The 23908-nt window shown below is 72.5% G+C and carries 19 protein-coding genes; 9 read left to right on the forward strand and 10 right to left on the reverse strand.

Translation table 11 applies throughout. The features are described from left to right. Positions 1-196: 196 nt before the first annotated feature. Positions 197-1237 (forward strand): class II fructose-bisphosphatase, encoded by a 1041-nt coding sequence (gene glpX / locus ACZ5OX_RS15740; RefSeq protein WP_392873719.1) that lies wholly within the window; start codon positions 197-199, stop codon positions 1235-1237. Positions 1238-1324: 87 nt separating this feature from the next. Here glpX and ACZ5OX_RS15745 read toward each other — a convergent pair whose 3' ends face one another. Both ACZ5OX_RS15745 and ACZ5OX_RS15750 read right to left on the reverse strand, forming a co-directional pair. Beyond that, positions 1325-1756 (reverse strand): WhiB family transcriptional regulator, encoded by a 432-nt coding sequence (locus tag ACZ5OX_RS15745; protein ID WP_465630337.1) that lies wholly within the window; start codon positions 1754-1756, stop codon positions 1325-1327. Between the two features lie 261 nt (positions 1757-2017). Then, the gene (locus tag ACZ5OX_RS15750) at positions 2018-2701 is read right to left on the reverse strand and encodes a DUF1707 SHOCT-like domain-containing protein (protein WP_465630398.1); all 684 of its coding nucleotides are present in this window, start codon (positions 2699-2701) and stop codon (positions 2018-2020) included. 207 nt (positions 2702-2908) lie between these two features. Between ACZ5OX_RS15750 and ACZ5OX_RS15755 the strand changes: the two genes are divergently transcribed. Further along, entirely contained in the window at positions 2909-4576 is a 1668-nt protein-coding gene (locus ACZ5OX_RS15755) for a fumarate hydratase (protein ID WP_392873725.1), read from the forward strand. A 123-nt stretch (positions 4577-4699) separates the two neighbouring features. Here the strand turns inward: ACZ5OX_RS15755 and ACZ5OX_RS15760 are convergent, their stop codons facing one another. Next, positions 4700-5458, reverse strand: coding sequence for a GntR family transcriptional regulator (locus ACZ5OX_RS15760; RefSeq protein ID WP_465630338.1), 759 nt, complete (start codon positions 5456-5458; stop codon positions 4700-4702). 135 nt (positions 5459-5593) lie between these two features. Here ACZ5OX_RS15760 and ACZ5OX_RS15765 point away from each other — a divergent pair, with 135 nt between their 5' ends. Next, a complete protein-coding gene (locus tag ACZ5OX_RS15765; RefSeq protein WP_449791151.1) occupies positions 5594-5812 on the forward strand; it encodes a hypothetical protein in 219 nt (72 codons plus the stop codon). Positions 5813-6046: 234 nt separating this feature from the next. Here the strand turns inward: ACZ5OX_RS15765 and ACZ5OX_RS15770 are convergent, their stop codons facing one another. Further along, positions 6047-6319, reverse strand: coding sequence for a hypothetical protein (locus ACZ5OX_RS15770; protein WP_449791152.1), 273 nt, complete (start codon positions 6317-6319; stop codon positions 6047-6049). 214 nt (positions 6320-6533) lie between these two features. On the opposite strand from ACZ5OX_RS15770, the gene ACZ5OX_RS15775 reads away from it, so the two are divergent. From ACZ5OX_RS15775 to ACZ5OX_RS15785, 3 genes are all read left to right on the forward strand, one after another. Then, entirely contained in the window at positions 6534-9497 is a 2964-nt protein-coding gene (locus ACZ5OX_RS15775) for an AfsR/SARP family transcriptional regulator (protein WP_465630339.1), read from the forward strand. 574 nt (positions 9498-10071) lie between these two features. After that, complete coding sequence (locus tag ACZ5OX_RS15780; protein WP_465630399.1) at positions 10072-10743, forward strand: class I SAM-dependent methyltransferase; 672 nt, start codon at positions 10072-10074, stop codon at positions 10741-10743. A 248-nt stretch (positions 10744-10991) separates the two neighbouring features. Next, the gene (locus ACZ5OX_RS15785) at positions 10992-12734 is read left to right on the forward strand and encodes a SpoIIE family protein phosphatase (protein WP_465630400.1); all 1743 of its coding nucleotides are present in this window, start codon (positions 10992-10994) and stop codon (positions 12732-12734) included. A 136-nt stretch (positions 12735-12870) separates the two neighbouring features. Here the strand turns inward: ACZ5OX_RS15785 and ACZ5OX_RS15790 are convergent, their stop codons facing one another. After that, positions 12871-15102: an MMPL family transporter gene (locus ACZ5OX_RS15790; protein ID WP_465630340.1), complete on the reverse strand. Its 2232-nt coding sequence runs from the start codon at positions 15100-15102 to the stop codon at positions 12871-12873. A 124-nt stretch (positions 15103-15226) separates the two neighbouring features. Between ACZ5OX_RS15790 and ACZ5OX_RS15795 the strand changes: the two genes are divergently transcribed. Further along, positions 15227-15862, forward strand: a complete 636-nt coding sequence (locus ACZ5OX_RS15795; RefSeq protein WP_465630341.1) for a TetR/AcrR family transcriptional regulator — start codon at positions 15227-15229, stop codon at positions 15860-15862. A gap of 15 nt (positions 15863-15877) precedes the next feature. Here the strand turns inward: ACZ5OX_RS15795 and ACZ5OX_RS15800 are convergent, their stop codons facing one another. After that, positions 15878-16828 carry a LysR substrate-binding domain-containing protein gene (locus ACZ5OX_RS15800; protein WP_465630342.1) on the reverse strand — a complete coding sequence of 317 codons (951 nt, stop codon included), beginning with the start codon at positions 16826-16828 and terminating at the stop codon, positions 15878-15880. Between the two features lie 189 nt (positions 16829-17017). Here ACZ5OX_RS15800 and ACZ5OX_RS15805 point away from each other — a divergent pair, with 189 nt between their 5' ends. After that, on the forward strand, positions 17018-17569 hold the full coding sequence (locus ACZ5OX_RS15805; RefSeq protein WP_224283642.1) for a peroxiredoxin: 552 nt from the start codon (positions 17018-17020) through the stop codon (positions 17567-17569). Between the two features lie 3 nt (positions 17570-17572). Beyond that, complete coding sequence (locus ACZ5OX_RS15810) at positions 17573-18109, forward strand: alkyl hydroperoxide reductase (protein ID WP_392873757.1); 537 nt, start codon at positions 17573-17575, stop codon at positions 18107-18109. Between the two features lie 71 nt (positions 18110-18180). Here the strand turns inward: ACZ5OX_RS15810 and ACZ5OX_RS15815 are convergent, their stop codons facing one another. From ACZ5OX_RS15815 to ACZ5OX_RS15830, 4 genes are all read right to left on the reverse strand, one after another. After that, positions 18181-19692, reverse strand: a complete 1512-nt coding sequence (locus ACZ5OX_RS15815; protein WP_465630343.1) for an AI-2E family transporter — start codon at positions 19690-19692, stop codon at positions 18181-18183. 487 nt (positions 19693-20179) lie between these two features. After that, complete coding sequence (locus ACZ5OX_RS15820; RefSeq protein ID WP_465630344.1) at positions 20180-20920, reverse strand: aggregation-promoting factor C-terminal-like domain-containing protein; 741 nt, start codon at positions 20918-20920, stop codon at positions 20180-20182. Positions 20921-21370: 450 nt separating this feature from the next. After that, the gene (locus tag ACZ5OX_RS15825; protein WP_465630345.1) at positions 21371-22705 is read right to left on the reverse strand and encodes a PhoH family protein; all 1335 of its coding nucleotides are present in this window, start codon (positions 22703-22705) and stop codon (positions 21371-21373) included. Between the two features lie 266 nt (positions 22706-22971). Next, the gene (locus ACZ5OX_RS15830) at positions 22972-23766 is read right to left on the reverse strand and encodes an isoprenyl transferase (RefSeq protein ID WP_392873769.1); all 795 of its coding nucleotides are present in this window, start codon (positions 23764-23766) and stop codon (positions 22972-22974) included. Between the last annotated feature and the right edge of the window lie 142 nt (positions 23767-23908).

A 23908-nucleotide genomic window follows, 5' to 3' on the forward strand; every position in this document is an offset into this window, starting at 1 on the left:
CACACACCGGGACGGCCACCAGGGGTGTCCACGTACGGATGAAAGGGGTCGAACCGGTGTTTTCCGCCACAGAGCAGCGACCCGCGCCACAGACAGTCATCTCATGGGCAGATACGATCGCAATACCCTCACCACGGCGTTCGACCTGGCAGTAGTCGGGCGCTCACTGGCCGTCGCGTACAGAGAGGTAACGACGATGACCACGCAGTACCCGCACCACCTTCCCAGTGCCCTGGAGGTCGCGCCCGAGGCTCCCGACCGGAACCTCGCGCTCGAGCTCGTCCGGGTCACCGAGGCGGCCGCGATGGCCGCCGGCCGGTGGGTCGGACGTGGCGACAAGAACGGCGCGGACGGTGCCGCCGTGAAGGCGATGCGCACCCTCGTCTCGACCGTGTCGATGAACGGCGTGGTCGTCATCGGCGAGGGCGAGAAGGACGAAGCCCCGATGCTCTACAACGGCGAGCGGGTCGGCGACGGCACCGGCGCCGAGTGCGACGTCGCGGTCGACCCGGTGGACGGCACCACGCTGACCGCCAAGGGCATGAACAACGCGGTGGCCGTGCTGGCCGTCGCCGACCGCGGCACCATGTTCGACCCCAGCGCCGTGTTCTACATGGACAAGCTGGTGGCCGGCCCGGAGGCCGCCGAGTTCGTCGACATCACCGCCCCGGCCGCGGTCAACATCCGCCGGGTCGCCAAGGCCAAGGGCAGCGCCGTCGAGGACGTCACCGTCGTCGTGCTCGACCGCCCGCGCCACGACGGCCTGGTCCGGGAGATCCGCGAGGCGGGCGCCCGGATCAAGTTCATCTCGGACGGCGACGTGGCCGGCGCCATCATGGCCGCCCGCGAGGGCACCGGCGTCGACCTGCTGATGGGCGTCGGCGGCACCCCCGAGGGCATCATCGCGGCCTGCGCGATGAAGTGCATGGGCGGCGTGATCCAGGGCCGGCTGTGGCCCAAGGACGAGGCCGAGCGGCAGAAGGCCCTGGACGCCGGCCACGACCTGGACCGGGTGCTCACCACGGACGACCTCGTCAGCGGCGAGAACGTGTTCTTCGTCGCCACCGGCATCACCGACGGCGAGCTGCTGCGCGGCGTGCACTACCGCTCGGAGACCGCCACCACCAGCTCGCTGGTGATGCGCTCCAAGAGCGGCACCATCCGCGAGATCAACTCCACCCACAAGCTCTCGAAGCTGCGGGCGTACAGCGCGATCGACTTCGACCGCGCCAACTGAGGCCCGGAGAACGCGGCACCGCGGCCCCGGCGGAATCCCCCTCCGCCGGGGCCGCGGCGCGTCGCCGTCCCGCTCTCGGGCCCGCCGTCACCCGGCTATCCGGCGCCGCGCGGCCGCCGTCGCCCGAGCCGCCTCGCGCAGCTCCGCGTCCCGGCGGCGGCGCCGGGCCAGCACCACCCGCCGCTCGGCGGCCGTCAGCCCGCCCCAGACCCCGTACGGCTCCGGCTGGGCCAGCGCGTGCTCGCGGCACTCCAGCAGCACCGGACAGCGGGCGCACACCTGCTTGGCCTGCTCCTCGCGCGACAGCCGGGCCGCCGTGGGCTCCTTGGAGGGCGCGAAGAACAGCCCCGCCTCGTCCCGCCGACACGCGGCACCGGTGTGCCAGGGGTTGTCCTCGCCCGCGGGGGCACCCGCCCGGCCGCCCTGGGGCTGCGGCTGCGGCCGGACACCGGGGCGGCGCTCCAGGACCTGCGCGGCGGCGACTGGCGAGGTGGTGCGGGACTCGATCGGATGCAGCACGGCCGTACTCCTGACGAGGCTCTCGGACACGGGGATCCCTCGCTCCCCCGCCGGCCGCGAGCCCCCGCTGTCCAACCCGGCACGGCCGCTCGGCCGCCTCCGGTGCGCAGCCGTCCAAGAAGCGATGTGCGGAAGGAACTACCCCGCCCGGCCGCGATTCATGCACACTGCACGCAATCGACTACGCAGCGCACTGGCCGCAACGCCGAGCGCCCGGCCGGGAGTTGATCCACAGCCGGGCGCTTCGCAGGTCAATGGCGGTCAGTCGACGCCGAGTTGGCGGCGCACCCACTCCTTCAGCTTCTTGCCCCGGCGCGGCTTCGCCTCACAACCGCCGAACAGCGCAAGGCCCTTGATCCGGACAACCGGAGCGTACGGGTCCGCCGCGGTCGTCTCCCGGACGTCGAAACCGCCGAAGATGCCGATGCCGGAGCCCTGCAGGGTGACGTTCTCCGGGACCCGGACCTGGACCCCGCCGAAGATCGCCGTCACGGTGATCTCCACCTCGGGGGACTCGAACACGGCGTCGGTCAGGTCGATGTCCACCCCGCCGAACGCGGCGAAGGCGCTCAGGTGCGAGCCCACCCGCCAGCGGCCCTTGCGGGCGGCGCCGCCGAAGATGGCCACCACCGTGGGGGACTCCAGGCGCGCGGGCGGCTGCGGCGGCGACGACGGCTGCGGGGCGGCCGGCGGCGGCTTCTCGAAGGACAGCGGACGGGCCGGCAGGTCCCGGGTCAGCGGCGCGAGGTCGCCGAAGGTCTTCGCGGCGTAGGCGGCCTCGATCCGCTCGGCGTGCTCGTCCGCGTCCAGGCGGCCCTCGGCGTAGGCGTCCCGCAGCAGTTCCGCGACCTTCTCGCGGTCGGCATCGGAGACGCGCAACTCCGCTTCTGCGGCCGGCGCGTGCGGGCGCGGCGCGGCCTGCGCCCTGCTCTCGGGCTTGGTCATCGGTACGGGCGCCGGCACCGGCGGCTGCCCCGGGTCGTCGTGCGACGGCGAGTTGTCCACGGGATCAGACTAGTCGCTCGCACTCCCGAGCGAGTGAGCCCGGTCACGCAAGGCTGCCCTGTCCGCATGCCGACTTCCGACGGGTCCTACCCTTGATGGTGCTTCGCCGACGCAGCCGGACCAACTGGACAGCTAAGGACCGCCCCCATGGCTCCCACGCCAGACTTCGAGTACAGCGACCTGCTCCCCCTGGGCGCTGACCCGACCCCGTACCGCAAGCTCACCTCCGAGGGTGTCTCCACCTTCGAGGCCGGCGGTCGCACCTTCCTCCAGGTCGAGCCCGAGGCGCTGCGGCTGCTGACGGCCGAGGCGATGCACGACATCTCGCACTACCTGCGCCCCGCCCACCTCGCCCAGCTGCGCCGCATCCTGGACGACCCGGAGGCCAGCCCCAACGACCGCTTCGTCGCGCTCGACCTGCTGAAGAACGTCAACATCTCGGCCGGCGGCATCCTCCCGATGTGCCAGGACACCGGCACCGCGATCGTCATGGGCAAGCGCGGTCAGAACGTGCTGACCGAGGGCGGCGACGAGTCCGCCATCGCGCGCGGCGTGTTCGACGCGTACACCAAGCTCAACCTGCGCTACTCCCAGATGGCCCCGGTGACCACCTGGGACGAGAAGAACACCGGCAACAACCTGCCGGCCCAGATCGAGCTGTACGCCACCGACGGGGACGCGTACAAGTTCCTGTTCATGGCCAAGGGCGGCGGCTCCGCCAACAAGTCGTACCTGTACCAGGAGACCAAGGCCATCCTGAACGAGGCGAGCATGCTCTCGTTCCTGGAGCAGAAGATCCGCTCGCTGGGCACCGCGGCCTGCCCGCCGTACCACCTGGCCATCGTGATCGGCGGCACCAGCGCCGAGTTCGCGCTGAAGACCGCCAAGTACGCCTCGGCGCACTACCTGGACAACCTGCCGACCTCGGGCAACGCCAAGACCGGCCACGGCTTCCGCGACCTGGAGCTGGAGGCCAAGGTCACCGAGCTGACCCAGAAGATCGGCATCGGCGCCCAGTTCGGCGGCAAGTACTTCTGCCACGACGTGCGCGTGGTGCGCCTGCCGCGGCACGGCGCCTCGCTGCCGGTCGCGATGGCCGTCTCCTGCTCCGCCGACCGCCAGGCGCTCGGCAAGATCACCGCCGAGGGCGTGTTCCTGGAGCAGCTGGAGACCGACCCGGCGAAGTACCTGCCGGACACCACCGACGAGCACCTCGACGACGACGTGGTGCGCGTCGACCTCGACCAGCCGATGTCCGCGATCCGCGCCGAGCTGTCCAAGTACCCGGTGAAGACCCGACTGTCGCTCACCGGCACGCTCGTGGTCGCCCGCGACATCGCCCACGCCAAGATCAAGGAGCGCCTGGACGCCGGCGAGGGCATGCCCAAGTACCTCCAGGACCACCCGGTCTACTACGCGGGCCCGGCCAAGACCCCCGAGGGCTACGCCTCCGGCTCCTTCGGCCCGACCACGGCCGGCCGGATGGACTCCTACGTCGACCAGTTCCAGGCGGCCGGCGGCTCGATGGTCATGCTCGCCAAGGGCAACCGCAGCAAGCAGGTCACCGACGCCTGCGCCGCGCACGGCGGCTTCTATCTCGGCTCGATCGGCGGCCCGGCCGCCCGTCTCGCCCAGGACTGCATCAAGAAGGTCGAGGTGCTGGAGTACGCCGAGCTCGGCATGGAGGCGGTCTGGCGCATCGAGGTCGAGGACTTCCCGGCCTTCATCGTCGTCGACGACAAGGGCAACGACTTCTTCCGCGAGACCACCGAGGGCCCGCTGATCACCAACCTGCGCGTCCGCTCCAAGGAGTAGCCCCGCCCGGGGCCGTCCCCGCACGCCCCCGCAGCACCCCCCGAACCGCCCCGGCCGCTGGAACCCCAGCCCGCGCCGGGGCGGTTCCGCGTCCGTGCCCGCGCCGGACCGGCCGATCCGCGCTCAGGCGTCGAAGTCGTACTCCAGGACGTAGGAGGCGGCGTCCAGGGTCATCTCGTTGAGTTCGACGACCTGCCCCTCGTCGGCGAAGGCGGTGCGGCAGATCAGGATGACCGGGGTGCCGGCGGACAGTTCCAGGCGGGTGGACTCCTCCGCGCTGGGCATCCGGGAGCGGACCTCCTCGCGGAAGTGCACGGGCTTGGCGCCGACCTCGGCGAGCCGGGCGAAGATGCCGCCGGGGCCGGTGTCCTCGCGGGTGATGGCGGTGCCCGCGACCAGCCCGGCGGGCAGGTAGGAGGTGGAGAGCAGCACCGGCTTGCCGTCCAGCACGAAGCGGCGCTGCCGCACGCACATCGGGGCGCCCGGGTCGACCCCGAGCACCCGCGCCACGTGCTCGGGCGCGCCCTGCTCGGCGACGGTCACCTGGTCGACCACCAGGCTGCGGTTGTCGATGTCCGCCGACCATATCGACCGGCCGGACCCCCACTGCCCCTGCGCCAGCCGCTGGATGCCGCGCCGGCGCAGCGGCCGGAAGTCCCGGACGAACACCCCGGCGCCGCGGCGCGCCTCGGCGATGCCCTCGCTCTGCAGCACGCCGAGCGCCTGACGTGCCGTCATCCGGGCCACGCCGTACTCGTCCATGAGGTCGTTCTCGCCGGGCAGGCGGTCGCCCGCGCGGTACCGGCCGGCGGCGATGGCCGCCTTCAGCGCTTCGGCGATCCGCTGGTACTTGGGCCGCTTGTCGCCACTGCTACCGGTCATCGCCGCTCTCCCTCTGCCTCGGACAAATCGTAGGCGCGCCCGCGGCCGCCGGTAAGGAGATACGACGGACCGTTGACATCTCTAGAGATATTAGCTTCTCTAGAGATGCTGGGCACACGCCGAAAGGAGCAGGCGGTGAGCACCCGACAGCGCGACACCTCGGCCTACCGGCCACACACGGGTGAACTCGTCCTCGACCGGAGGACCGGACGCACCGGCATCTACATGGACACCCTCGGCGGCGAGCACTACCTGCGCCCCGAGGGCGGCGGCCGGGAATGGACCGCCGAACCGCACCAGGTCTCACCCGTTCCCGGGCCCCGCGATTCGACTGAATGGGATCATTTGCGGTAATTGCGGCAAAATCCACGCAAATCGCAGCATTCAGGACTCGGCAATCCCCCGGTGAATCCGGAATTCCGGAACGCCGGACGCCCCACGACCGGCACGTTACGGATAGCACCGGTCACCATGCGTGCACCAGGGACCGAAATCGGCCACCACGGTGCACTCGCACACGAATTGGCGCGCATAACCGACGGCGCCCCCGCGCCCGGACAGGGCGCGGGGGCACTCGGCCACAACGGCTTACGGGTTGCCTCCGACCGCGTTCTCCGGCCGGTACGGGCCGCCCGGCTCGCCGGCGGGCTCCTCGATGTACTGGCCCTCGTCACCGAAGGAGCCGTTCTCGAACGCGTTCTTCTCCGCGTCGGTCGGCGCGGTGTACCCCGTCGGGTCCGAGGCCGCGGTCACCGCGCCCTCCACAGCCTTGCCCGCCTCCACAGCGGCGGCCGGGGTGCCGGTCTGCGCCGCGTTCTCGGGCGTCGACAGCACCGGGGTCTCGCTCTGGTCATTGGCCATTGGGCGGCCGCCTTTCGGTCATCAAATGTGTTCAGCCCGACCTCTGTGGCGCGGGCGCGCGGACAGTATCGTAGGGTTGATTAAATGTCCGATAAACATCGTGCGACTTGCGGCGCCGTCCGGCAGAGTCGGGCGTCCGCCTAAGCTGAAGCCTCGCGGCGGACCGCCGAGCGCCCTTTCACGGAATCGACACCACAGGCCATCGGGGGACTTCATGGAGTTTCTGGAGACGCCGCAGAACCCTGCGCTGCGCTTCCAAGTCCTCGGTCCGGTCCAGGCCTGGCTCGACGGCAAGCCCCTCTCCCTCGGATCGCCCCAGCAGCAAGCGGTGCTCACCACCCTCCTGCTGCACTCCGGACGCCCGGTCACCACCCAGGACCTGGTCGACGCCCTCTGGGGCGACCGGCCCCCCACCCAGGCCGTGGCCGCGCTGCGCACCTACATCTCCCGCCTGCGCTCCGTCATCGAGCCCCGGCGCGAGGTGCGCCGGCCCGCCGAACTGCTGGTCTCGGTCGCCGACGGCTACGCGCTGCGCATCCCGGGCGAGGCCCTCGACCTGACGGTCTTCGAGCGGCTCTCCGCCGAGGCCGCCACCGCCCGCACCTCGGGCGACAAGCACACGGCGCACCGGCTGCTGACGCAGGCGCTGGACCTGTTCAGCGGACGTCCGCTGACCGGCGTCCCCGGCCCGTACGCCGACGCCCAGCGCGGGCGGCTGGCCGAGCGCCAGGTGGCGGCGACCGAGGAGCTGTGCGCCGCCGCGCTCGACATCGGCCTGCACGCCGAGATCGTCGGCGAGCTCAACAACCTGACGACCGAGCACCCACTGCGCGAGCGCCTGCGCGAACTGCTGATGCTGGCGCTGTACCGCTGCGGACGCCAGGCCGAGGCACTCGGCGTCTACACCGACACCCGCAAGCTGCTGATCGAGGAGCTCGGGGTCGAACCGGGCGCGGGCCTGTCCGCGATGCACACCCGCATCCTCGCGGCCGACCCGGCGCTCGCCGTCCCGGTCGCCCCCGCCCCCGGCCCCACCGTCCGCGAGGACGGCCCGGCCGCACCCCCCGCTCCGGCCCAACTCCCAGCCGACGTATCCGACTTCAGCGGACGGTCGGAACTGGCGGTCGACCTCTCGGCGGCCCTGATGAACGCCACCGGTCAGGCCGTGGTCGTGACCTCGCTGGCCGGCATCGGCGGCGTCGGCAAGACCACCCTCGCGGTTCACGTCGCCCACCGGGTCCGCGCCGAGTTTCCGGACGGGCAGCTGTACGTCGACCTGCGCGGAGCCGGCGTCTCGCCCGCCGACCCGGCGGTCGTCCTGGGCGACTTCCTGCACGCGCTCGGTGTCGCCGACAACCCCGAGTCGCTCGAACAGCGTGCCGCCCTCTACCGCTCACTGCTCGCGAACCGCCGCATGCTGATCCTGCTGGACAACGCGCGCGACGCGGAGCAGATCCGGCCGCTCATCCCCGGCGTCTCCGGCTGTGCCGTGCTCGCCACCAGCCGGTCCCGGCTGGCCGACATCCCCGGCGCCCAGCTGTTCGACGTCGAGGAGCTGACCCCCGACGAGGCGCTGGCGCTGTTCTCGGCCGTCGTCGGCGAGCAGCGGGTCGCCGCCGAGCCCGAGGCCGCCATGAAGGTGGTCACCGCCTGCGGCTTCCTGCCGCTGGCCGTACGCATCGCCGCCGCCCGACTGGCCAGCCGTCCGCGATGGAGCGTCTCCGACCTGGCCCGTCGGTTAGCCGACCAACGCCGACGGCTGGACGAACTCCAGCTCGGCAACCTCGCGGTGGAGACCACCATCGGGCTCGGCTACGGACAGCTGTCCGCGACCGAGGCCCGCGCCTTTCGGCTGCTCGCGCTGATCGACTCCCCCGACATCCCCCTGGCGGCCGCCGCGGCACTGCTCGGCGTGGACGAGTACACCGCCGAGGACCTCGCCGAGGCCCTGGTCGAGGCGAACATGCTGGAGTGCTTCGCCCCCGGCCGCTACCGCTACCACGACCTGCTCCGGCTCTACGCCCAGCGGCAGAACGAGCGGACAGGAGACACCGGCGAGCAGGAGCAGGCGGTGCTCCGGCTGCTCGACCTGCTGATCCCAACCGTGCGGAACGCGGCCCAGGTGATCGAGCCGGACGAACCCGTGATCGAACAGCTGACCGCATCCACGTCGCCGGGAATCGGCCTGCCCACGAGTCAGGCCGCACAGGACTGGCTGCGTACCGAGGGCGGCCTGTTGCTCAGCACCGTCGAGGCCGCCGCGAGCGGCCCCGGCGCCCTGCAACGCGCAGCCGTCGACCTGTTGAACTACCTGATCAGCATCGACCCGGACCCGACCCGCGGCCCCCGAGCACTCCGGACCCTGGAGGCCATCGGTGCGGACGCGGGTCGTCGTGACGACTCGGCCGCGCTCGCCCGGGTGCACTTCGCCCGCGGCACCCTGCAGTCCGACACCAGTGACTTCCAGGGGGCCGAACAGTCCTTCCGCCGGAGCCTGGACCACCAGGCGGACGACCCGACCTTCCTGCTCCTCGCCACGGCCAACATGCTGGGCGTGATGCTGAACGTCGGCAACCGTCCGGCCGAGGCCCTGTCGTTCTACGCACAGGCCCGCGCCACCAGCCAGGCCGTCGGCGCACCGACGGCCGAGGCGCGGGTGGTCAGCAACATGGCCCGGGCGCAGCACCGGCTCGGCATGACGGAGACGGCGATCCGGTCCGCCGGCGAGGGTGTCGCCGCCGCTCGGGAGTCCAAGAACGGCCCGCTGCTCGCGCAGACGCTCTACCAGCTCGGTGTGGTGCTCTCCGGCGCCGAGGCCGTCCCGCACCTGAGGGAGGCGCACGGGCTGTACCAGTCGCAGCAGAACGCCCTGTGGGGGGGTTACACCCTGGCCCGCCTCGCCACCGCCCTGCTCGCGGCCGGGCAGCCCACCGAGGCCGCCGAGGCGGCCGGCGAGTCGCTCGCGATCGCCCAGGAGCTGGACTCCGCCTACTGCCAGGGCCTGGCGAACGCCGCGCTCGGCGAGGCGCTGCTGGCGCTCGCCCAGCCGGCCCGTGGGCTCGCCTGCCTCCAGGAGGCACATGCGATCTTCATCCGGCTCGGTGTGCCCGAGGCCTCCCCCGTGGCGGACCTCATCTCCCAGCAGCACACCGAGCCCTTCTCTCCCCCCGCGCCGTAAGGCCTCCGCTCCCCCACGGAAGACCTCCCCCGTTCCGCGCGTCGGCGCTCCCGCAGCCCCCCGGCTGCGGGAGCGCCCTCAACGCTTCCCCGGCGCTGGACTCCACTCTGCACCGCGCCGATTGACGTTCGATAAACGTCCGATAGTCAGCCTGCGGATCGGCAAAACCGCAGGTCACCGACGTCAGCCTGGCGCGTGGTCCGGCGCGCGGGGCCTCGCGCACAACCCCGCCCACACCCTCGTGCTTCCGCAACCCGGGCCACAACGGTCCAAGCACGGCGAGTTGGCCGGAAAGGGACCCCATGGCGCAGTGATCACGCATATTCTCAGATGCCAGTACGCACACGAGTGTCTGCCGGATGCCCATCGGGGCGCAGTCCGTCCGTGTGGTGCGCAGAGCGTGACGTACCGCCACCGGCAGCGGCCCGCTGGGCCGCGGGAGGAGCCACCGGAGGCCACGGGTGGAAGGGTGTCTCGCAACGTGACGACCGGACAGATATCCGACCCGTTCCCCGTCGGCGAGGACGCGGGCGACGACGATCCCGAGGTACGACGGCGGCGGGCGGCCCGGGCGCTGCAGGCGGTCGCCTTCGACACCATCGGCGCCGGGTACGGCGAGGCCTTCCCGGCCAAGGACGGCCAGCTGGCCTGCGTCCGGCGGCTGCTCGCCGGGCTGGAACCCGGTGCCCGGGTGCTGGACGTCGGCTGCGGCACCGGCGACCCGACCGTCCGGCAGCTGGCCGCGGCCGGTCTGCGGGTGATCGGCGCGGACCTCTCCGACGGGATGCTCACCCTGGCCCGGCGAACCGCTCTCCCCGGCGTCTTTGCGCCAGTCTTCCATCGGATCGACCTGTACGATCTGGCCACCGAGCGTGCGGACCGGGTCTGGAACGCCCCCGAACTGGGGCCGGACGGGCGGGGCCGCTTCGCCGCGGTCACCGCGTTCTTCTCGCTGATCCTGCTGCCGCAGGACGAGATCCCGACCGTGCTCGGGCGGCTGCGCGAACTCCTGCGTCCGGGGGGACTGCTGGCGCTCGGTATGGTCGAGGCGGACCTGGATCACGTTCCGCTTCCGTTCCTTGGCAGAGAGCTGCGGATCAGTGGGTATCTGAGGGAGGATCTGGAGCGGGTTCTGGTCTCGGCCGGCTTCGCCGTCGAGGAGTGCTCGGGGCATCCGTACGCACCGGCCAGTACCTCGCTGCCGCCGGAGGAACAGCTGTTCCTGTGCTGTCGACGCGTCGGCTGATCGAACCGGGACAGGACCGGCCGTACCCGCGGCCGGCGCAACAGAACAGCTCACCCACCACACCGAATCCAGGACAGGCAGCCGTGCGCGACCAGCTCAAGACCGAGGCGGAGCAGCCGCCCGCCGTCCCGGGCCAGCGCCGCCAGGTCCCGGCCGCGCCACCGACCTCGGCCCCGGCCCCGACCGCCCCGGCCCCGGTGGCCCCGGCCCCGGCCCGACGGACGGGCGCACGGCCGGAGCGCGCCGAGATGGCGGACCGCCTGGCATACCTCGACTCGGCGACCCGGCGGATCAACACCGCCCTCGACCTCGCCGCGACGCTGCGCAACATCGGCCGGGTGCTCGTCCCGACGCTCGCCGACGCCGCCGTCGTCCACCTGCGCGACCCGCTGCCCAACGTCGAACGCGAACCCGGATTCCCGGAGGAGCTGCGGATACACCACAGCACCGGCACCCGGATCGGCCGCCGCGGCCGCCCGAGCGGCCTGGACGACCGGCGCCGCTCCCGTTACGGCGCCCGCTCGACCGCCGACGGCGGCCCGGCCACCCCGGTGACCCGCGGCGGGGCGCTCGCCCATGCCCTGCTGAGCCGCCGCCCCGCCGAGGCCGCCGTCCTGGGCACGCCCTCCGCCGAGCGCGCCGAGACGCTGCTGCGCGAGCTGTACGGCACCCGCGGGGTGGCCCGGCTGGCCGCCGGCACCTCCGTCCTCGCCCTGCCGCTGCGCGGCCGCAAGGCGGTGCTCGGGCTGTTGATACTGATCCGCCGCCCTCCCGAACGCAGCGGCCGCCCGGTCTTCGACGCCGCGGACACCGCGACCGCGGCGCACCTCGCCACCCAGGCCGGGCTGGCCGTGGACACCGCGCTGCGCTACGCCCGCGAGTGGGAGATCGCCAACGAGCTGCAGCGCAGCATGCTGCCGCTGCGCCTGCCGCAGTCGCACGGCGTCCGGATCGCCCAGCGCTACCTGCCCGGCGAGCGCGGCGCCCAGGTCGGCGGGGACTGGTACGACGCCGTCCCGCTGCCCGGCAACCGGGTCGCCCTGATCGTCGGCGACGTGATGGGCCACTCGCTCACCTCGGCCGCCATCATGGGCCAGCTGCGCACCAGCGCCCAGACCCTGGCCGCCCTCGACCTGCCGCCGCACGAGGTGCTCTACCACCTGGACGAACAGGCCCAGCGGCTCGGCCGCGAACAGCACCTGGCCACCTGCGTCTACGCGGTGTACGACCCGATCGCCAACCGGGTGGTGATGGCCAACGCCGGGCACGTCCCGCCGGTGCTGGTCCGCCCGGACGGCACCGCCGAGCTCGTCGAACTGGACTCCGGGGCGCCGATCGGCGTCGGCGGGGTGGACTTCAACTCCGTCGAACTGCCCGCGCCGCCCGGCTCGGCGCTGCTGCTGTTCACCGACGGCCTGGTGGAGACCCGCACCCGCCCGATCAGCGACGGCCTGGAGCTGCTGCGCGCCCGGATCGCCGCCGCCCGCTGGCAGTCCCCGGAGCAGCTGTGCCAGGAGGCGCTGCGGATCCTGCCGCCCGGCGACCGCGGCGACGACATCGCGCTGCTCGGCGCCTGCTTCGACGGCATCCCGGCCGGGGACGTCGCGCACTGGTACCTCCAGCCGCGCAACGAGACGCCCGGCCGGGCCCGCCGGCTGGCCGCGCACACCCTGCACCGCTGGGGGCTGGACGAGCTCAGCGAGGCGACCGAGCTGATGGTCAGCGAGCTGGTGACCAACGCCGTCCAGCACGCGACCCGGCCGGTCACCCTGAGCCTGGTGCGCACCACCCGGCTGCGCTGCGAGGTCGGCGACGACAGCCCGCTGCTGCCGCGCCCGCGCCGCACCGGGCCGGAGGACGAACGCGGGCGCGGGCTGCAGATAGTGGCCCGGTGCGCGGACCGCTGGGGCGCGACCAGGCTGGGCACCGGCAAGGTGGTCTGGTTCGAGCAGCGGCTGCCCGCGAACGTGAACGTGAACGCCGGGGCGTGAGCGCGCCGTTGTGAGCGCGCCGTTGTGAGCGCGCCGTTGTGAGCGCGGTGTTGCGAGCGGCCGCGGTGAACCCGGTGCCGTGCACGCGACGGCGCCCGGCGGGAACGAGTCCCACCGGGCGCCCCGGGTCGGTCCGTCAGGCCCGGGTCGGCTCCTTGGCCGGCTCCTGCGCCGCCCGCTCCGACTGCGCCGCCTGCGCTGACTGCTCCGCCTGCTCCGCCAGCCGGGCGATCAGCTGCTCGCCCTCCATGTCGACCCGCGGCACGACCTTCTCCAGCCGCTTCGGGAACCACCAGGCCGCCTTGCCGAACAGCGCCATCGCGGCCGGCACCAACGCCATCCGCACCACGAAGGCGTCCACCAGCACGCCCACCGCGAGGGCGAAGCCGATCGGCTGGACGATCGGGTCGTGGCCGAAGACGAACGAGCCGAACACCGCCACCATGATCAGCGCGGCCGCGGTGACCACCCGGGCCCCGTTGCGCACGCCGCCCACCACGGCCTCACGCGGCGCCGCGCCGTGGACGTGCTGCTCCTTCATCCCGGAGACCAGGAACAGCTCGTAGTCCATCGCCAGCCCGAACAGCACGCCGATCAGCAGGATCGGCACGAAGCTCACCACCGGGCCGACCTTGGGCACGTCGATCAGGCCGTCCAGCCAGCCCCACTGGTAGACCGCGACCACCGCGCCGAGCGAGGCGGTGATGCTGAGCAGGAAGCCGGCCACCGCCTTGAGCGGGACGAGCACCGAGCGGAACGCCAGCGCCAGCAGCACCACCGCGATCCCGACGATCACCGCGAGGAAGGGCGGCAGCGCCTGGCCGAGCTTGGTGGAGACGTCGATGTTGGCGGCCGTGGTGCCGGTGACGGCGATGTCCGCGCCGGTCGCCGCCTTGAGCTCCGCCTTCTGGTCGCGGATCTCGTTGACCAGCGCCTTGGTGTCCGCGTGGTCCGGGCCGGTCCGCGGGATGACGGTCACCAGTGCGGTGCCGCTCGCCCGGTCGACGGTCGGCGGCAGCAGCGTCCCGACGCCGTCGAGGGTCTGGAGCTTCGCGGCCACGCCCTGCACCGCCTGCTCGGGCCGCGGCGCGCCGTGGGCGTCCACGACGACCACCAGCGGCGCGTTGAAGCCCGGCCCGAAGCTCTCGCCCACCAGGTCGTAGGCCTTGCGGGCGTCCGTCCCGGCGGCCTGCGAACCGCCGCTCGGCAGGCCGAGGTCCAGGCTCGCGGCGGGCACCGCCAGGGCGCCCAGCCCGGCCAGTGAGACCAGCAGCACGGGCAGCGGGCGGCGGACCACGAAGCGGCCCCAGCGCTCGCCCATGGTGGTGCGACCGTTGGCGGTCAGGGCCCGCTTCCAGATCGGCAGCCGGTCGATGGTCCGGCCGGTGAAGCCCAGCACGGCGGGCAGCAGGGTGATCGCGACCAGGACGGCCACCACGACGGCGCCGGAGGCGGCCAGGCCCATCACGGTGAGGAAGGGGACGCCCGCGACGGCGAGTCCGGCGAGCGCGACGACCACGGTCAGGCCGGCGAAGACGACGGCGCTGCCGGCGGTCGCGGTGGCCCGGGCGGCGGCCTCCTCCGGCTCCAGGCCCTCGTCCAGGTGGCGGCGGTACCGGAACAGGATGAACAGCGCGTAGTCGATGCCGACCGCGAGGCCGACCATCAGGGCCAGCACCGGCGCGGTGGTGATGATCTCGAAGGAGCCGGTGAGCGCCAGCAGGCCGGCCATCGTCACGCCGACGCCGACCAGCGCGGTCAGCAGCGGCAGCCCGGCGGCGACCAGCGTGCCGAGGGTGACCACCAGGACCACCCCGGCCACCACCAGGCCGATCGCCTCGCTGCCGCCCTCGATCTGGGCCATCGTGTTGTACGCGTCGCCGCCGAAGGCCACGTCCAGCCCGGCCGCGCGGGCCGGCTCGGCGGCGGCCTTCACGGCCTCGCGCTGCTGGTCGGTGACGTCGGCGAGCTTGTGGTCGAACGAGACCAGGGCGATCGCGACCTTCCCGTCCGGCGAGAGCGCGCCGGTGGCGTACGGGTCGGGCACCGCGGCCACGCCCGGCACCCGGGCGATCCGGGCGACGGCCTCGCCGACCGCCTTGCCCGCCTCGGGCGTCGCGACGCCGCCGGGCGCACCGGCGGCGAAGACGACCTGCGCGGAGCCGTGGCCCTGCTCCGGGAAGGTGTCCTTGATCCGGTCCAGGGTGGCCTGGGCCTCGGTGCCCGGGACCTTGAACTCGTCGGTGGTCTTGCTGGCGAAGGCGCCCGCGGCCCCGCCGATGGCGATGAGTACGGCGATCCAGACGGCGACGACGGCTCGCCGTCGTCGGAAGCAGTATCGGCCCAGTCGGTACAGGTACGTGGCCATCGGCGGTCCCTCGGGTCGGTCAGGGCAGGTCGCGTCCCACCGTAGCCCGAACTTTGTCGAGTGACAAAGTTGATCGACAAGATCAAACGACGCAGTTACCCGCCCGTGGCGCTACCCTGACTGGATGGCTCATGTCCCCGCCTCCGAACGCCGACCGCAACTGGTCCAGGCCGCGATCGACCTGATGACCAGGGAGGGAATCGCGGCCGGCAGCACCCGAGCGATCGCCGCCGAGCTCGGCGTGGCGCAGGCGACGGTGCACTACACCTTCGGCACCAAGAAGGACCTCTACCGGGCCGTCGTCGAGCAGCTGAAGTCCGACTTCGTCGGCGAGGTGCGCGCCGCATCCCCCGGCGACGGCGCGTTCGGCGAGCAGGTCCGCACCCTGGTGCACGCGCTCTGGGAGGCCGCCACCGGCGAGCACGGGCGCTGTGTGCTGCTGAGCGAGTTCGGGGCGCTGGCCATGCGCGACCCGGACATGCAGGAGATCATGCTCGGGCTCCAGCACGACATCGAGGGCACCGCCACCGAGATGCTCGGCGCCCTCGCGGCCGCCCACGGCCTGACCCTGGCGCTGCCCGCCCGCCGGATCGCCGTCCACTTCCTCGGCGGCTTCGACGGCCTGACGGCCCGCCACCTCACCCTGCATCGCCCCGGCGACCGACCCGACCAGGACACCCTGGACGCGCTGGAGCTGCTGGTCGCGACGACGGTCGGGCTCTGCCTGGGCGCCCCGGCGGCGCAGAGCGCCCAGGGCTGACCGGCGAGGCAGGCCCTAGGAGACGATCCGGACCGGCAGCTCGACCAGCACCTCGCGCAGCGCGGCCGCGAAGCGCTCGTACTCGGCTCCGCGGGCCGAGCCCGGCCGGACGGCCAGCCCGATCCGGCGGCCGGGCGCCGGGGCGGCGAAGCGGACGGCCGCCAGCCGGTCGGTGCGCCCGGCCTCGACGTCCAGCGCGGTGGCGGGCAGCAGGGTCACCCCGAGGCCGCCGGCGACCAGCTGGACCAGGGTGGACAGCCCGGCCGCGCGGGTGGTCGAGCCCGTCGGGTCGGCGCCGACCTCACGGCAGATGTCCAGCGCCTGGTCGCGCAGGCAGTGGCCCTCCTCCAGCAGCAGCACGTCCAGGTCGAGCAGCACGTCGCGCGGCACGTCGATCCGCCCGGCGAGCGGGTGCCCGGGCGGGGTGAGCAGGACGAAGTCCTCGTCGAACAGCGGGATGTCCAGGGTCGGCGAAACCCCGCCGGCCGGCAGCGCGAGCATCAGGACGTCCAGCCGCCCGGCGGCCAGGCCCTCCAGCAGCGAGGGGGTGCGCTCCTCGTGGACGTGCAGCTCCAGGTCCGGGAAGCGGTCGCGGACCAGCCGCAGCACGGTGGGCAGCAGATAGGGCGCGACGGTCGGGATGACGCCCAGGTGCAGCGGCCCGGTGAACGGGCGGCGGGCGGCCTCGACCTCCTCGGTGAGGGCCTGGAGCGAGGCGAGCACCCGGCGGGCGTGCCGGTGCACACGCTCCCCCAGCGGTGTGACGATCACCTTGCGCGTCGTACGCTCGACCAGCTGCGCGCCCAGCGACTCCTCCAGCGCCGCGACCGCTCCGGACAGCGCGGGCTGGCTCGTCCCGGTGGCGGCGGCGGCCTCCCGGAAGTGCCGGTGTTCGGCCACCGCGACGAAGGCCCTCAGCTGGGCGACGGTCGGGGTGCGCGGACTGCGGACTGTGGCACTCGCCACAGCGGGCTCGGTCCTGGCGCCGCCCTTCCTGCGGGAGGCCGGGCGCGACGTGGGAAGTTCGGTACTGATAGCAATCTCCGATCAGACACATCCAGTCTAGCTATTTCCCTGATCAGTCCACGATGTGGAATCGTGAGTGGTGTCCGGATTCCGGACATCTCCCCTCATCTCACTTCAGGAGAAGCGAACGTGCTCACGATCGGTGACAAGTTCCCCGAGTTCGACCTCAAGGCCTGTGTCGACCTGGACGCCGCGAGCGCCTTCGCCGACATCAACCACAAGTCCTACGAGGGCAAGTGGAAGGTCGTCTTCTTCTGGCCGATGGACTTCACCTTCGTCTGCCCGACCGAGATCGCCGCGTTCGGCAAGCTGAACGACGAGTTCGCCGACCGCGACGCCCAGATCCTCGGCGTCTCCGGCGACTCCGAGTTCGTGCACCACGCCTGGCGCAAGGACCACAAGGACCTGCGCGACCTGCCCTTCCCGATGCTGGCCGACATCAAGCACGACCTGATGCGCGACTGCGGCGTCGAGAACGAGGACGGCACCGCCCAGCGCGCCGTCTTCATCGTCGACCCGAACAACGAGATCCAGTTCGTCATGGTCACCGCCGGCTCCGTCGGCCGTAACCCCAAGGAGGTCCTGCGGGTGCTGGACGCCCTGCAGACCGACGAGCTGTGCCCGTGCAACTGGAACAAGGGCGAGGACACCCTCGACGCCCAGGCCCTGCTGGCGGGCTGACCCATGGCTCTCGACGACCTGAAGGCCGCCCTCCCGGACTACGCCAAGGACCTCAAGCTCAACCTGGGCTCGGTCATCGGCAACTCCGACCTCCCCGCCCAGCAGCTCTGGGGCACCGTGCTGTCCTGCGCGATGGCCACCCGCAGCCCCGGCCTGCTGCGCGAGCTGGAGCCCGAGGCCAAGGCCAACCTCTCCCCGGAGGCGTACAACGCCGCCAAGGGCGCGGCCGCGATCATGGGGATGAACAACGTCTACTACCGGACGCTGCACCTGCTCTCCGACAAGGAGTACAGCACGATGCGGGCCGGTCTGCGGATGAACATCATCGGCACCCCGGGCGTCGAGAAGGTCGACTTCGAGCTCTGGTGCTTCGCGGTCTCGGCCATCAACGGCTGCGGCCAGTGCCTCGACTCGCACGAGGCCGTACTGCGCAAGGCCGGCGTCGAGCGCGAGGTCGTCCAGGCCTCGATGAAGATCGCCGCCGTCCTCCAGGCCGTGGCCGGCGTCCTCGACTCCGAGGCCGCCCTCGCCAACGCCTGACGCACCCGCGTACGCCGACGGGCCCCTCCCGGACACCATGTCCGCGAGGGGCCCGTCGGCGTACGCGCCGGCTACTCCGCCGCGGACCGCGGCTGCGCCTGTGGTTGCGGGGCCCCCATCGGGGCGGCCGCGGTGCGCTCGGCGGCCTCGCGGGCGGCTTCCAGCGCGGTGAAGACGGCCTGGCCGGCCTCGTTGCGGCGGCGCAGGTGGGCGACCACGGTGTTGGTGACGGCGATCAGCGGGACGGCGACCACCGCGCCGCCGATGCCGCCGATGATCCCGCCGGCCGCGACGCCGAGCACGACGCCGAGCGGGTGGACCCGGACGGCCCGGCCGAGGATCAGCGGCTGGAGGATGTGGCTCTCCACCTGCATCACCACCACCAGCACCACCAGCACCATCAGCGCCGTCCACGGCCCCTGGGTGACCAGCGCGATCAGCACCGCGACGGTGCCCGTGATCAGCGCGCCGACCAGCGGGACGAAGGCGCCCAGGAAGATGATCACGGCCAGCGGCAGGGCGAGCGGCACGCCCAGCAGGTCGACGCCGATGCCGATGCAGAGCGCGTCGATGAAGGCCACGCAGACCGTGCCGCGCACATAGGCGGTGAGCGTCGTCCAGGCCTTCGGACCGGCCCCGGCCATCGCGAACCGGGAGTGCCGGGGCAGGCCGCGCAGTGCCCAGTTCCAGATCTTCCCGCCGTCGTAGAGGAAGAAGAAGGTGGTGAAGAAGGTCATCAGCAGCGCGGTCAGCACCTCGACGGCGATCTGCGCGCCGGTGATCGAGGCCGAGGTGAGCTGGTCGGTGTTGGTGGTGATGGCCTTGGTGATCTGGTTGGCGAAGTCGGTGATCTGCTGCTGGGTCAGGTGCAGCGGCCCGGTGACCATCCAGTCCCGCAGCTGGTTGACACCGGTCTTCACCTGGGTGGTGACGTCCGAGAGGTTGGTCGACACCTGCCAGACCACGAACCAGCCGACCAGCCCGATCCCGGCCAGACCGCTGAGGAACACCCCGCCCGCCGCCAGTGAGCGCGGCACCCCGCGCCGGCGCAGCCAGGAGACCGAGGGCTCCAGCAGCGCGGTGATCAGCAGCGAGGCCAGCACCGAGAAGGCGACCAGCCGCAGCATGTCGACCACGTAGAAGACGACGTAGAGCGCGGCGCCGAGCAGCAGCAGCCGCCAGGTCGACTCGGCGGCCACCCGCAGCCCCCACGGCACCGCCTCCGCGGGCGTGGCCGGGCGGCCGGGGTGGTACTCCCGCCCGAGGCCGGCGTGCGTGGCCGGTGCGGGCCGGGCGGCCGGGCCCGCCGCGGCGGACTGCGGGAGGGCCTCGGCCACCGGGCCCGGGTCGGCCCGCGGGACCGGGACCGGGCCGGGCGCCTCGGCGAGTGCCGGGACGTGCCCGTCCACCAGCGCCGGAACATGCCCTTCGGCCGGCTCGGGAAGGGCCGGCCCCGGCAGGGCCGGCTCGTGCGGGTCGGCCGCCATCGCGGCCCGCCGGCGCCGTTCGATCACGGCGGCCGCGCTCGCCACCACGGCCATGCCCTTGGCCACGGCCTTGAAGGCCTTTCCGCCCCGCGCCATCCTCGCTACCACCACTCCCCTGCCGAACCCGCCGTACCGGCGGTACGCCGCGGGTCCCGCCGCGGCCGTCAGGGATGACGCTACCCGGCGTGGCTGTGGCAATTCCGCCCGCCGGTCCGTTCGACTCGAACCGACCATCCCGATGAACCGGACAAAACACCAGGTTCCACCTGGTTTCGGTCACAGTTCGCTGGGGAGGAGTCGGGACGAGACCCCGGAACCGAGCCGCCGAGGTCGCCCCACGGCCAACTGCCGGCGGACCGACCGGCGCGGGAGGCTACCAGGACCCCTTCCCGCGCCCCGCGTCCGCAACCGGGACCGCACCGTCCGAGGGCGCACTGGTCAGCGCAGCCCGGGCGGCGCGGTCCTCCCGCGCCCACCGCGCGGCACCTGTGGCCGGAGAACGCCACGGCCCCCGGTCGCCCGCCCGAGGAGGACGGACGACCGGGGGCCGTGTGGAACCGCGCCGCCGGAGCGGCCGCCGTTCCTAGTACCAGTTGTGGCCCTGCCAGAACGACCACGCGCCGCAGGGGCTGCCGTAGCGGGAGTTCATGTAGCTGAGGCCCCACTTGATCTGGGTGGCCGGGTTGGTGCGCCAGTCGGCACCGGCCGAGGCCATCTTGTTGCCGGGCAGCGCCTGGACCAGACCGTACGCGCCGGAGCTCTTGTTGGTCGCGGTGTAGTCCCAGCCGCTCTCGCGCTTCACGATCTGGCTGAAGCACTGGAACTGGGCGTCGTTGCCGACGATCTGCCGGGCGAGGTCCTGGACCGAGCCGGGGCTGACCGAGACGGCCGGCGCGCTGTCCTCGACCGCGGTCATCGCGGACCGGGCCTTGGAACGGTTCGCGGCGGCCTCGTCGGCCTTGCGCTTGTCGTCCGCGGCCTTGGCGGCCTGCTCCGCGTCGGCCTTGGCCTGGGCGTCGGCCTTCGCCTGGGCGTCCGCGGCGGCCTGCTGGCGCGCGGCCTCCTCGGCGGCCTTCTGCTCCGCGGCGGCCTTGGCGGCGGCGTCGGCGGAGGCCTGCTGGGCGGAAGCCTGCTGGCCGATGTTGTCACTGATGGTCTGCGCCTGGGCGCCAGAGGGGACTTCGGCAAGCAGGGTCGCGCCGGCGACGTCGACCGTCTGCGTGGTCTTGCCCTCGCTGCCCGAGGCCATACCAACGACGGCACCGACAGCGGTGACGGCGGTGGCGGAGGCCACAGCAACTCCCCGGACCGAGATCCGAGTCACATGGATTCCTTCCAGCATCGCCCACGCGTGACCGTACGGGCGCAACATGCCCCTTGGCACGGACCTCCGCATGGTGCTCTGGTCACGGGAGGTGCTGGCCCGGCGTCCGGCCGAGGTGAGGCGACCGGGCGTTGAAATCGGGCGGCGTACGGCTCAACGGTCTTCAATTGTGCGTCCACCGACCGGAGTTGGCGGACCTTCCGGGGCCTGACCCCCGGAGTCCGGGAGCCCTGCCGCGCCGTACGCGGGGCCTGACAGAACCCTCACCATGCCGCACCGGGCACTGTCGACGCAATTCCCGTCCGCGTGGCGCATGTCACATCCACCGTACGGCAGTTCCCTGGACAGAAAGCACTCGATGTGATGAAACGGGCGGGGCCCGCTCCGTCAGGAACGGGCCCCTGGCCATGAGTTGACCGTATTGTCCTACTATGCCCTGGTGCGGGCGGATCACGGGTTGATGTCCTCCAGCATCTCCGTGACCAGCGCCGCGATCAGCGAACGCTCCGAGCGGGTCAGCGTGATGTGGGCGAAGAGCGGATGACCCTTCAGCTTCTCCACCACCGCCACCACCCCGTCGTAGCGGCCCACCCGGAGGTTGTCCCGCTGCGCCACGTCGTGGGTGAGCACCACCCGCGAGCCCTGGCCGATCCGGGACAGCACCGTCAGCAGGACGTTCCGCTCCAGCGACTGCGCCTCGTCCACGATCACGAAGGCGTCGTGCAGCGAGCGCCCCCGGATGTGGGTCAGCGGCAGCACCTCCAGCATCCCGCGGGAGATGACCTCCTCGATCACGTCCGGGGTGGTGACCGCGGAGAGGGTGTCGAAGACCGCCTGCGCCCAGGGGCCCATCTTCTCCGCCTCGGTGCCGGGCAGGTAACCCAGCTCCTGCCCGCCGACCGCGTACAGCGGCCGGAAGACCATCACCTTGCGGTGCTGCCTCCGCTCCAGCACCGCCTCCAGCCCCGCACACAGCGCCAGCGCCGACTTCCCGGTGCCGGCCCGGCCGCCCATCGAGACGATCCCGATCTCCGGGTCGAGCAGCAGGTCCAGCGCCACCCGCTGCTCGGCACTGCGCCCGCGCAGCCCGAACGCCTCGCGCTCGCCGCGCACCAGCCGCACCCGGCCGTCGCCGGTGACCCGGCCGAGCGCGCGGCCGCGCTCCGAGGTCAGCACCAGTCCGGTGTGGACGGGCAACTCGGCGGCACCGTCGACGTCCACCCCGGCGTCGTGGCCGGCCGAGAACAGCGCGTCCACCTGGTCGGCCGGGACGTGCAGCTCGGACATGCCCGTCCAGCCCGAGGTGATCGCCAGCTCGGCCCGGTACTCCTCGGCCAGCAGGCCCACCGAGCTGGCCTTGATCCGCAGCGGCAGGTCCTTGGACACGACGGTGACGTCGTAGCCCTCGGCCTGGAGGTTGCGGGCGACCGCGAGGATCCGGGTGTCCGCCTCGCCGCCGCCGGCGCGGTAGCCGACCGGCAGTATCGACACGTCGGAGTGGTTGAGCTCGACGCGGATGGTGCCGCCGAGCTCGCCGACCGGGATCGGCTCGTCGAGCCGGCCGTGGCGGATGCGGTAGTCGTCGAGCAGTCGCAGCGCCTGGCGGGCGAAGTAGCCCAGCTCCGGGTGGTGCCGCTTGGCCTCCAGCTCGGTGACGACCACCACCGGGAGGACGACCTCGTGCTCCTCGAAGCGGGTCATGGCGAGCGGGTCCGCCAGGAGCACGCTGGTGTCGAGAACGTACGTGCGCCGGTCTGGTGTCCGGCGGCTCTTGGAACTGACCACTAGGCCTCCAGAGCGGATGACCCTGCGTCATCCGCGGCAAGCCGGCCCCCGCTGCCCCGGTGGCCTCGGGGCCGGACTGACTGGAGTATTCCCAGGCGGGGAACGGTGCATTCGCGCGCCCGGCGAACTGACGGATCATTGCCGGTGAACGTTTGGCCTCGCGCGGGCGCCGGGTAGGCCAGGCCTACGGCGGTCATTTCCTCCGGAGGGCCGGGGCCGGCCGAGGTGCCGCGCCGGGGCCGGCGGAGCCGCCGGTGCTGCCGGGACTACAACCCCATCCGGCGGTTGCGCTGTTCGTACGCGCGCAGCGCGCGCAGGAAGTCGACCTTGCGGAAGGCCGGCCAGTACGCCTCGCAGAAGTAGAACTCGCTGTGCGCGCTCTGCCAGAGCAGGAAGCCGGACAGCCGCTGCTCGCCCGAGGTGCGGATGATCAGGTCCGGGTCGGGCTGGTTGCGGGTGTACAGGTGCTCCGCGATGTGCTCGACGGTCAGGATCTCGGCCAGTTCCTCGATCGAGGTGCCGCGCCCGGCCTGTTCCTGGAGCAGCGAGCGGACGGCGTCGGCGATCTCGTGCCGACCGCCGTAGCCGACCGCGACGTTGACCGTTATGCCGTCGATGTCGGCGGTCTGCTCGGCGGCCCGCTTGAGCACGTCGGCGGTGTGCTGCGGCAGCAGGTCCAGCGCGCCGACCGGGTTGACCCGCCAGCGGCGGGCGGCGGCCAGTCCGGTGACGGTGTCCTCGATGATGCCGAGCAGCGGGACGAGCTCGTCGGCCGGCCGGTCCAGGTTGTCGGTGGAGAGCATCCAGAGGGTGACGACCTTGACGTGGGTCTCGTCGCACCAGCCGAGGAACTCGCTGATCTTGTCGGCGCCGCGCTGGTGGCCGTACGCGGTGGAGCCGCCGGCCGCCTTGGCCCAGCGGCGGTTGCCGTCCAGGATCACGCCGATGTGGCGCGGGGTGCTCGCGAGGTGGACCTCGACCCGCCGGCCGTAGAGCCCGTACATCCCTCCGAGCATGGTGCGCAGCCCCGGCGTCCGTTCGACGACATCGCGCAGACCCATGTTTGCCGGCCCCTCTTTGCTCGTTGCATCTGGTGCGTCACCGCCCCCGGCGCAGCCTACTCCGGCGGGCAGGTGCACGGTAAAGCCCCAGGTAGCGGTCTTGTCACGGTCCTGTGCGAAGTCTGTCCCGACGGGCGTGTCG

Source organism: Kitasatospora sp. NPDC032121, from assembly GCF_055580145.1.